The organism is Streptomyces panacea, from assembly GCF_040560175.1.
Taxonomy (GTDB): Bacteria; Actinomycetota; Actinomycetes; order Streptomycetales; family Streptomycetaceae; genus Streptomyces; species Streptomyces panacea.
In genome coordinates this window covers 1-8,454 of record NZ_JARJHW010000252.1, presented here as the reverse complement: position 1 = coordinate 8,454, position 8,454 = coordinate 1, and the positions used below count along the sequence as shown (strand labels likewise).

Below are 8,454 nucleotides of genomic sequence, written 5' to 3'. Positions count from 1 at the left end.
GCTGCCCCGTGTCCCAGCCACCACCGTCGTACTGCGGGTCGTACTGCTGCTGAGGGTGTTGCTGCTCCTGCGGGTACTGGGGCTGCTGAGCCTGGTGCGGCTGCTGCGCGTACTGCTGCTGCCCCGTGTCCCAGCCACCACCGTCGTACTGCGGGTCGTACTGCTGCTGAGGGTGTTGCTGCTGCTGGGACTGCTGAGCCTGGGCGTCGTAAGGAGTACGGCCGTCGGCGGCCTGCTGCGCTCCCCACCCCTGGTCCCCGTACAAGGGGTCCTCGGGGTGCCACGGTTCGGGGCCTCGGCCCCGGCCATAGTCAGTCATCGATCCCCTAGAGCCGCGAGGCGCCCGGTGCCGGGCGCGAATGGCCCGGTGTCCGTGACGCCTCTCTCTGTGCGGCAGTTGTTCGAATACCGCCGCATCGCGCGGAACGTTACCGTATCGCGATCAGGCGACCTTCATCCGCGCATGCAGATAACCGTAAGAATGTCCCGGTTTCGCCTGATCGGACGTCTCAGGTCTGGACGTGCACACCCTCACCGGGCGGCGCACCCGAGGCCCTTTCGGACTCCAGCGCGTTCTGCAGGATGATGACGGCCGCCACCTGGTCGATGACGGACCTGCCCTTCTTGGACTTCACACCCGAGGCGCGCAGGCCCTGTCCGGCGGTCACCGTGGTCATCCTCTCATCCACGAGCCGTACCGGAACCGGGGCGATACGACGGGCCACTTCCTCCGCGAAGGCCCGCACCTTGACCGCCGCCGGGCCCTCGCCGCCGCTGAGCGAGCGCGGCAGACCGACCACGACCTCGATCGGCTCGTACTCCTCCACGAGCTGCACGAGCCGCCGGTGGGCGGCCGGGACATCGCGTCCCGGCACAGTCTCCACCGGTGTCGCGAGGACCCCGTCGGGGTCGCACGAGGCGACCCCGATCCGGGCGTCCCCGACGTCGACGGCCAGTCTGCGGCCCCGGCGCGCGAGCGCCGTCACGCTGCCACGTCCTCAGCCACGCGCATGGCCACGTCCTTCGCCACGTTCTCGGGCACGGGGCCTCAGGCCGTCTCGGCGACGAGGCGCTCGACGGCGGCCACGGCGTCGCCGATGGCCGCCGGGTTCTGACCGCCGCCCTGGGCGACGTCCGGCTTGCCGCCACCCCCGCCACCGAGGGTCTTGGCGGCGGCGCGGACCAGCTCGCCGGCCTTGAGCCCGCGCTCACGGGCGGCCTCGTTGGTGGCGATGACCGTCAGCGGACGGCCGTTGGCCGTCGTGAACAGCGCGACGACGGCGGGCCGGCCGCCGGCCCCCGACGACTGACCCAGCCTGCCGCGCACGTCGAGCACCAGCTTGCGCAGGTCGTCGGCCGACGTGCCGTCCGGCACCTGGCCGGTGACCAGGGCCGTGCCCCGTACGTCCTGGGCGCCCTCGACCAGTCCGGCGGCGGCGGCCAGCACCTTCTCCGCGCGGAACTTCTCGATCTCCTTCTCGGCGTCCTTCAGCTTGGCGAGCATGCCGGCGATCTTCTCCGGCAGCTCCTCGGAGCGGCCCTTGACCAGCTCCTGGAGCTGAGCGACGACGGTGTGCTCCCTGGCGAGGAAGTTGTAGGCGTCCACGCCCACCAGCGCCTCGATACGGCGCACACCGGAGCCGATCGAGGACTCGCCGAGCAGCTTCACCAGACCGAGTTGGGCGGTGTTGCGCACGTGCGTGCCGCCGCACAGCTCCTTGGAGAAGTCGCCGATGGTGACGACACGGACCCGCTCGCCGTACTTCTCGCCGAACTCGGCGATGGCGCCCTGCTTCTTGGCCTCGTCGATGGACATGACCTCGGCCTGGACGTCGAGTTCACGCGTGAGGACTTCGTTGATCTTCTGCTCGACGTCGGTGAGCACCGTGCCGGGTACGGCGGCGGGCGAGCCGAAGTCGAAGCGGAAGCGCCCCGGCGAGTTCTCGGAGCCGGCCTGGGCGGCCGTCGGGCCCAGGGCGTCACGCAGCGCCTGGTGCGTCAGGTGGGTGGCGCTGTGGGCGCGGGCGATGGCGCGCCGGCGCCGGGTGTCGATGGCGGCGAACACGGCCGAGCCGACCGTGACTTCGCCGACCTGTACCGATCCCTTGTGCACGGAGACGCCGGGAACCGGCTGCTGAACGTCGCGCACCTGGATGACGGCGCCGGTGTCGAGCTTGATCCGGCCCTGGTCGGCGAGCTGGCCGCCGCCCTCGGCGTAGAACGGGGTGCGGTCGAGTACGACCTCGACCTCGTCGCCCTCGGTGGCGGCGGGCGAGGGCACGCCGTCGACGAGCAGGCCGACGATCCGCGACTCGCCCTCGGTGCTGCCGTAACCGGTGAACTCGGTGGTGCCCGAGGTGTCGGCGACCTCACGGTAGGACGAGAGGTCGGCGTGGCCGGTCTTCTTGGCCCTGGCGTCGGCCTTGGCCCGGTCCCGCTGCTCCTTCATGAGCCGGCGGAAGCCGTCCTCGTCCACGGAGACGCCCTGTTCGGCGGCCATTTCGAGGGTGAGGTCGATCGGGAAGCCCCAGGTGTCGTGGAGCAGGAACGCCTTGTCGCCGGCCAGGACCGAGCCACCGGCGGCCTTGGTGTCGGTGACAGCGGTGTCGAGGATGTTGGTGCCGCCCTTGATGGCCTTGAGGAAGGCGGCTTCCTCGGCGAGGGCGACGGCCTCGATGCGCTTGCGGTCGGTGATCAGCTCGGGGTACTGCTCGCCCATGGACCTGACGACCACGTCGAGCAGGTCGGCGACGACCGGCCCGGTGGCGCCGAGGAGCCGCATGTTGCGTACGGCGCGGCGCAGGATGCGGCGCAGGACGTAGCCGCGGCCCTCGTTGCCGGGGGTGACGCCGTCGCCGATGAGCATCACGGAGGTGCGCATGTGGTCGGTGACGACGCGCAGGGAGACGTCCGAGGCGTGGTCGGCGCCGTAGCGGACGCCAGTCAGTTCGGTGGCCTTGTCGATGACGGCCATCGAGGTGTCGATCTCGAACATGTTGTGCACGCCCTGGAGGACCATGGCGAGGCGTTCGAGGCCGAGACCGGTGTCGATGTTCTTGGAGGGGAGATCTCCGAGGATCTCGAAGTCCTCCTTGCCGTCGCCGGCGCCGCGCTCGTACTGCATGAAGACCAGGTTCCAGATCTCCACGTAGCGCTCGTCGTTGACGGCGGGGCCGCCCTCTTCGCCGAACTCGGGGCCGCGGTCGTAGAAGATCTCCGAGCAGGGTCCACAGGGGCCGGGCACGCCCATGGACCAGTAGTTCTCCTTCTTACCGAGGCGCTGGAGCCGCTCGACGGGGAAACCGACCTTGTTGGTCCAGATGTCGGCGGCCTCGTCGTCGTCCAGGTAGACCGTGACCCAGAGCTTCTCCGGGTCCAGGCCGTAGCCGCCGTCGGCCACGGAGTTGGTCAGCAGCTCCCAGGCCAACGTGGCGGCGCCTTCTTTGAAGTAGTCGCCGAAGGAGAAGTTGCCGCACATCTGGAAGAACGTGCCGTGCCGGGTGGTCTTGCCGACCTCTTCGATGTCCGGCGTACGGACGCACTTCTGGACGCTGGTCAGACGCGGGGCGGGCGGCTTGACCTCGCCGAGGAAGTACGGCTTGAAGGGGACCATGCCCGCGGGGACCAGCAGGAGAGTCGGGTCGTCCGCGATGAGCGACGCCGAGGGGACGACGGTGTGCCCGCGCTCCTCGAAGAAGCTCAGCCAGCGGCGGCGGATTTCTGCCGACTCCATCAGTGGTCCTCATTCCGGTTGTGCGGTGCGCGCGAGTTGAATCGGTCGCTGTTTCGGTGGTCGTGCTTGTCGTATCGGCGTTCGGCGCGGCCCTCGACGGCGAGGCGGCGCCCGGCGGGGAGTTCGGGGTCGACGGGTGCGTCGAGCCCCAGTACCTCGCCCAGTTCGGACTCGCGCTGTGCCATGCCCGTGCGGACGTCGAGTGCGAAGTCCTTGAGCCGGTGTCCGGCGTCGATCGCCTTGTTGGCCGCCTGCGCGGCGAGACTCTCGGGTGTCAACTGGCGGAGCTTGGTGTGGACCTTGGTGGTGGCCCACACGCCGGCCGCCGCGCCCGCGGTGAACCAGAACGTACGGCGGAACATCGCTGCCTCAGCCCTTCTGCTTCCTGCTGCGTCGGGCGGACGGAACGGTCCTGCCCACGATCACCCCGCGCCTGCCGCGCGCGGCGGGTGCCGGTTCCCCGCGGTCGGCGGGTGCCGGCTCGGCAGGGCCCTTGCGGCCCATCGCCCGCCGCACTCCGTAGCCGAAGGCCGCGACCTTCACCAGGGGTCCGCCGAAGGTCGACGCCACGGTCGTGGAGAGCGCCGACGCGTTGGAGGTGACCTCCTGGACGTCCGTCGCGATGGCGTCGACCCGGTCGAGCTGGGTCTGCGCCGCGCGCACGGTCGCCGACGCGTCCGCCAGCAGCGGTACGGCCTGGTCGGTCACGTCCGCGACGAGTTTGGTGGTCGCCTTGAGCGTCTGGGCCAGCCTCACGAGCACTACGGCGAGGAGGGTGACCAGAACCGCCCAGAAGACGGCCACCAGAATCCCGGCAACCTCTCCACCGGTCACGCTGCACCGCTCTCTGCTGGACCATCCCCGTGGGGGCGGGGAACATGTCGTTGTCGGCCGGCTCAGAACCGGTCGATCCTGGTCGGTCTTGAAAGTCGCCCCTCGACCCTATCGCGCCCCGAGCGGCTCCCCGTACCGCTTTACGGCGGTCGCGGACACCACCTCATCTGCCGGGGCGGGGAGAGGCAGTTGGCACGGCGGATTGTACGCAGTGGGCTGTCTCGCGCTCCTCTGCGGCGACATGCCGCGCGCCGAACGACTGCCCCGCTCCGCACTGGGCGCGTTCCGCGAACTGGGCGAGATCAACAGCAATGTGCTGATGGGCCAGGCGGAGCAGGCACTCTCGCTGGTCTTCCAGGGCGATCTGGGCCCGGTCCTACGCGCTCTACGGCCACGCGTACGCGGCCTGGACGCGCGGCCGGCTCGGTGAGGCGCGCGCCCTGCTGACCGAGGCCGTCACCATCCTCCACTCGTTCAACGATCTGGTGGGCCTGGTACTGGCGATGGAGCTGATGGCCCTGGTGAGCGCGGGCGAAGGGGACCCGGCGGAGGCCGCGGTGCTCCAGGGCGCGGCAGCCCGGATCTGGCGCTCGGTGGGGGCGCCCCTGTTCGGCTCGCCCGTCTTCGGAGCGCGGCGCGAACAGTGCGTACGGCGGGCGACGGAGCTGCTGGGGCCCGAGCTGTACGGCGCCCGGGTGGCGGAGGGGCGTGCCCTGCCGCCGGCGGTGGCCGTCGAGCGCGCGCGAGTCGGGCCGGGAAACGCGAGAGCCCGCCGGCTCCCCCGGCCAGATCGGCGGGGAAGCGGCGGGCTGAAACGCGGTCGATCGCGCGAACTACACCTGGATCAGCGGGTGATCAGCGGGCGTAGTACTCGACGACGAGCTGCTCGTCGCAGATGACCGGGATTTCCTTGCGCAGCGGGTCACGGTCCAGACGGAACGCCAGCGCCTTCAGGTTCACCTGGAGGTAGCGCGGGGTCTCGCCGTCCGTGTCGTAGCCACCCTCGCGGGCGACCTGGAAGGGAACCTTCTCGCGGCTGCGCTCACGGACCATGATGACGTCGTCGGGACGGACGCGGAACGACGGCTTGTCGACCTTGCCGCCGTTGACCTCGATGTGGCCGTGGACGACCATCTGACGGGCCTGGTAGATGGTGCGGGCGATGCCCGAACGCAGGACCAGGGCGTCGAGACGACGCTCCAGCTCGACGACCAGGGCCTCGCCGGTCTTGCCACCGGCCTTGCGGGCTCGGTCGTAGGCGCGGGCCATCTGGCGCTCGCTGATGTCGTACTGGGCACGCAGACGCTGCTTCTCGAGCAGACGGACCTTGTAGTCACTGTTCTGCTTGCGGCCGCGGCCGTGCTCGCCCGGCGGGTAGGGACGGGCCTCGAAGTACTTCACGGCCTTCGGCGTCAGCGCGATACCGAGCGCGCGTGACTTCTTGACCTTGGGACGCGACTGGTTAGGCACGTTCTCCAGACCTCCGTTGTAGGTTAGGTTAGGCTCACCTTACTCAAAGGAGATCGCATGTCTCGTCGCCCTGGGAACACCACACGCATCACAGACAGTCTCGACGCGCAGGGCATCGATACGACGGAGGTCCGATCAGCTCATGGTCAGCCGCGTCCCAGCGGGCTTGAAATCGCGCGGATGCCGTCAGCAGCCGAGCGCACACGAACTCTCGTACAGAGTACATGCTCAAGCGTGCTGCTCGTCCCGGGCCTGGACGCCCTGCGACCCGACCAGTTGATGGCCGACGCGCGGACCGTGGACACCGAGGGTGACGTGCTGCTGGCCTTCGCCGCGGACTCCCCCGTCGTCAGGGCGGCGACGCACGCGCAGGCCGACGAGCTGCCCGTGGTGCTGGAGGTCACCGATGTCGCGCCGGTCTCCGTGCCCCACCGTATCCGGGGCCGCGCCTGGGTCTCCGGCTGGCTGACGCGTGTGCCCGGCTCGGCCGAGCCCGGCCGCACCACGCTGCGGCTGGAGGTCGGCGAGGCGTACGTGGACGACCTCTGGGGCGCCGAGGCGGTGGAGGCGGACGCGTTCGCCGCGGCCGTGCCGGACCCGCTGTCGGAGCACGAGGCCGAACTGCTCCAGCATCTGCACGCCGCGCACAGCGCCGAGGTGCGGACGCTGCGCTCGCTGCTCGGCGGGCGGACAGGCGGGACGGCGGCCGTACCGGTCGGCGTGGACCGTTTCGGGCTGCGGGTGCGTTTCACGGGCGTCAACTGCTTCGACGCCCGCTTCGACTTTCCCGAGCCGGTGCGTGATGTGGCCGAACTGCGCCGCGCCATGCACGCGCTCTTCGAGGCCGCGAGCGGCTGAGCCCCTCAGCGGGCCCGGTCCGGCAGGATCGCTCGGGCCGGTCAGGCCGAGGGGGCCGCTCAGGCCGAGGGGGCGTCGCCGCGCAGCCGTTCGCGGACCTTCTCGGCCACGTCCGCGTAGCGCGCCTCCGCGCCGTACCGCGTCGGTGTGTAGTACCGCTTGTCCCGCACCTCGTCCGGGAGGTACTGCTGTGCGGCGATCCCTCCCGGCACGTCGTGCGGGTAGACGTACCCCTGCGCGTGACCGAGCTTGGCCGCGCCCTTGTAGTGGCCGTCGCGCAGATGCGGCGGTACGGGACCGGCCAGCCCCTTCTTCACGTCCTCCAGCGCGGCGGAGATCGCGAGCGTCGCCGCGTTCGACTTGGGGGCCAGTGCCAGCGCGATGGTGGCGTGGCTGAGGGTCAGCGCGGCCTCGGGGAAGCCGATCATCGCCACGGCCTGGGCCGCCGCGACAGCGATGGGCAGCGCCGTCGGATCGGCGAGGCCGATGTCCTCGCTGGCCGAGATCATCAAGCGGCGGGCGATGAACCGGGGGTCCTCGCCGGCCTCGATCATGCGGGCCAGATAGTGCAGGGCCGCGTCCACGTCGGAGCCGCGGATCGACTTGATGAGGGCGCTCGCCACGTCGTAGTGCTGGTCGCCGTCGCGGTCGTACTTCACCGCCGCGCGGTCGACCGTCTCCTCCACCGTCGCGAGGCCGATCTCCTTCTCGCCCTTGGAGATCGCGGCGCCGGCCGCCGCCTCCAGTGCGGTCAGGGCGCGCCGGGCGTCTCCTCCGGCGATCCGCAGCAGATGCGCCTCGGAGTCCTCGGGCAGCGAGACCGCGCCGCCGAGGCCGCGCTCCTCGGTGAGCGCGCGGCGCAGCAGGGCGCGCAGGTCGTCGTCGGTGAGCGGCTCCAGCGTCAGCAGGAGGGAGCGCGAGAGGAGCGGGGAGATGATCGAGAAGTACGGATTCTCGGTGGTGGCCGCGATCAGTGTGATCCAGCGGTTCTCCACGGCGGGCAGCAGGGAGTCCTGCTGGGCCTTGCTGAAACGGTGGATCTCGTCCAGGAAGAGGACGGTCTCCTTGCCGAAGCCGCCGGAGGCACGCCGGGCGCCGTCGATGACGGCGCGGACCTCCTTGACGCCCGCGGTGATCGCCGAGAGTTCGACGAAACGCGCGTCGGTCGCCTTGGAGACGACATAGGCGAGCGTGGTCTTGCCCGTACCGGGCGGGCCCCAGAGGAGCACCGACGAGGGACCTGCCGGTCCCCTGCCCTGGGCCGCCTGTTCGACCAGCCGTCGCATCGGGGACCCGGGCTTCAGCAGATGCCGCTGGCCGACCACCTCGTCCAGGACGCGCGGGCGCATCCGGACAGCCAGCGGGCTGCTGGACGGGTCCTTCTCCTGGCGGTCTTCGGCTGCTGCGGTAAAGAGGTCGGGCTCCACGTGTGAAGCCTATGCCAGCCCACTGACAACCCGGCCCGCCCGGTCAGGCGGCCGACGGGGCCGGGGCGGTCAGCTGGTCCAGAAGTCCCACCAGCGGGTCAGAATCAGCATCCCGATGATGCCGATCCACAG

8 protein-coding genes and 1 pseudogene are annotated in these 8,454 nt (G+C 70.6%); 2 read left to right on the top strand and 7 right to left on the bottom strand.

What is annotated here, in order from left to right; translation table 11 throughout:
- The 5 genes and pseudogenes from P3L51_RS33435 to P3L51_RS33415 all read right to left on the bottom strand — a co-directional run.
- A pseudogene (locus P3L51_RS33435) lies at positions 1 to 319 on the bottom strand (endolytic transglycosylase MltG); the annotation flags it as partial.
- 190 nt (positions 320 to 509) lie between these two features.
- A complete protein-coding gene (gene ruvX, locus P3L51_RS33430; protein ID WP_354609107.1) occupies positions 510 to 986 on the bottom strand; it encodes a Holliday junction resolvase RuvX in 477 nt (158 codons plus the stop codon).
- A 62-nt stretch (positions 987 to 1,048) separates the two neighbouring features.
- A complete protein-coding gene (gene alaS, locus P3L51_RS33425; RefSeq protein ID WP_354609106.1) occupies positions 1,049 to 3,733 on the bottom strand; it encodes an alanine--tRNA ligase in 2,685 nt (894 codons plus the stop codon).
- Positions 3,733 to 4,095 (bottom strand): DUF6167 family protein, encoded by a 363-nt coding sequence (locus tag P3L51_RS33420; RefSeq protein WP_354609105.1) that lies wholly within the window; start codon positions 4,093 to 4,095, stop codon positions 3,733 to 3,735. The genes alaS and P3L51_RS33420 overlap by 1 nt, the downstream gene beginning before the upstream one ends.
- 7 nt (positions 4,096 to 4,102) lie before the next feature.
- Positions 4,103 to 4,567, bottom strand: a complete 465-nt coding sequence (locus P3L51_RS33415; protein WP_354609104.1) for a DUF948 domain-containing protein — start codon at positions 4,565 to 4,567, stop codon at positions 4,103 to 4,105.
- A 211-nt stretch (positions 4,568 to 4,778) separates the two neighbouring features.
- Here P3L51_RS33415 and P3L51_RS33410 point away from each other — a divergent pair, with 211 nt between their 5' ends.
- Entirely contained in the window at positions 4,779 to 4,997 is a 219-nt protein-coding gene (locus P3L51_RS33410) for a hypothetical protein (protein WP_354609103.1), read from the top strand.
- A gap of 425 nt (positions 4,998 to 5,422) precedes the next feature.
- On the opposite strand, the gene rpsD is transcribed toward P3L51_RS33410, so the two are convergent.
- Positions 5,423 to 6,037 (bottom strand): 30S ribosomal protein S4, encoded by a 615-nt coding sequence (gene rpsD / locus P3L51_RS33405; RefSeq protein ID WP_023542962.1) that lies wholly within the window; start codon positions 6,035 to 6,037, stop codon positions 5,423 to 5,425.
- Between the two features lie 180 nt (positions 6,038 to 6,217).
- On the opposite strand from rpsD, the gene P3L51_RS33400 reads away from it, so the two are divergent.
- Positions 6,218 to 6,895 carry a DUF2470 domain-containing protein gene (locus P3L51_RS33400; protein WP_354609102.1) on the top strand — a complete coding sequence of 226 codons (678 nt, stop codon included), beginning with the start codon at positions 6,218 to 6,220 and terminating at the stop codon, positions 6,893 to 6,895.
- 59 nt (positions 6,896 to 6,954) lie between these two features.
- On the opposite strand, the gene P3L51_RS33395 is transcribed toward P3L51_RS33400, so the two are convergent.
- On the bottom strand, positions 6,955 to 8,322 hold the full coding sequence (locus tag P3L51_RS33395) for a replication-associated recombination protein A (protein WP_354609101.1): 1,368 nt from the start codon (positions 8,320 to 8,322) through the stop codon (positions 6,955 to 6,957).
- Between the last annotated feature and the right edge of the window lie 132 nt (positions 8,323 to 8,454).

Coding starts and splice junctions, on each gene's coding strand:
- P3L51_RS33420 (WP_354609105.1), bottom strand. CDS start 4,095: ATGTTCCGCCGTACGTTCTGGTTCACCGCGGGCGCGGCGGCCGGCGTG.
- P3L51_RS33400 (WP_354609102.1), top strand. CDS start 6,218: ATGCCGTCAGCAGCCGAGCGCACACGAACTCTCGTACAGAGTACATGC.
- alaS (WP_354609106.1), bottom strand. CDS start 3,733: ATGGAGTCGGCAGAAATCCGCCGCCGCTGGCTGAGCTTCTTCGAGGAG.